The sequence below is a fragment of the Imhoffiella purpurea genome, assembly GCF_000585215.1.
Lineage (GTDB): Bacteria > Pseudomonadota > Gammaproteobacteria > Chromatiales > Chromatiaceae > Imhoffiella > Imhoffiella purpurea.
The window spans coordinates 1-1,083 of record NZ_AONC01000119.1 but is presented as its reverse complement, the minus strand read 5'-3'; the positions used below and the strand labels follow the sequence as shown (position 1 = coordinate 1,083).

The following is a 1,083-nucleotide window of genomic DNA, read 5'->3' as shown; positions in this document are numbered from 1 at the left end:
GGCTCAATCTGCATTCCGGACAGTTACGCCACCAACGTTCCCAGGAGAGCAGGTAGCAGCCCTTTGCCGCGTACGCGAGCGTTGTGAACGAACTGGAAGAAACTCAGGTACAACGGAAGATGTTCCTGGGAGATCCCTCGGTGTGGACGCAGCCAGGAACGGAGCAAGGACCAGACGCCTTCGATCGTATTGACGTGGATCTCGTGGAAGCCGTCACCGTCCTCGTCTCGGGCATATTCGCCGCGGCTGTGGCAGACGGTGTGATGGTCGTAGCCCCAGGCAGGCAAGCGGACGTAGATGTCGTACTCATCGGTGTAGAAGCGTGTTCCTTTGGTCACGGTGGCGCGAATCAACGGTTCGATGGTCTTCTGCTGGACGTTCTCGAGCATGCGGAACACGACCTCGCCGCCGCGTTGGATCAGGCCGAGAATCGGCGGTTTTTCCTTGGCCAGGGTGCCCCGGCCGCGAGCGCCCTTCAGGCGGCGACGACGGCCTTGGCGCCCTTGCTGTCTCACCGCCTCGGGATGCCCCTTGTGCCCGGCGACCACGTACACCTCGTCGGCTTCGACCTCGCCACTGAGTTCGGGGAGAACCTGCTGGCTGTCGATGCCCGCGCGCAGTTGCTCGGTCATGCGTTGAGCATCATCCTTGTGCAGACCGAGTTCGTGGCTCACTTGACGATTGGACAGATTCAAGCCCATGAAATACAAGCACAGCACCCAGGTGCGCAGCGGTTGATGATGGCCCGCGAAGACGGTCCCGGTCAGATCGTCGAACCAGCGCCCGCAGTCGCTGCAGCGGTATTTTTGCCGCTGGGGTTGCGTCGTATCCCGACCTTGCTTGCTGACCACCGCAGAGTCGCAGTGCACGCAACGCGGGCCTTCAGGCCAGCGCAGGGTACGCACGACCTCGAAACACTTGGCATCGTCGATAAGGTTCAGGATATTTAGCATGAGACGGGCGGACCGATCGCAACGAAAGGGCCAGAATTGTAGCCCTCTCGCTGGTGTTATGCGCGACCTGCTCGATTCTCCGGTTCGCTGTCACCCAATCCCGGAACTGTCTGAAACGCAGAAAGAGCCA

1 protein-coding gene is annotated in these 1,083 nt (G+C 60.8%); it reads right to left on the bottom strand.

Annotation, left to right across the window (positions count from 1 at the left end):
- Positions 1-23: 23 nt before the first annotated feature.
- Positions 24-953: an IS1595 family transposase gene (locus tag D779_RS20680; RefSeq protein WP_043758404.1), complete on the bottom strand. Its 930-nt coding sequence runs from the start codon at positions 951-953 to the stop codon at positions 24-26.
- Between the last annotated feature and the right edge of the window lie 130 nt (positions 954-1,083).

What these genes read in the sequence shown, in the direction of transcription:
- D779_RS20680 (WP_043758404.1), bottom strand. Translation starts at nt 953, where the DNA reads ATGCTAAATATCCTGAACCTTATCGACGATGCCAAGTGTTTCGAGGTC.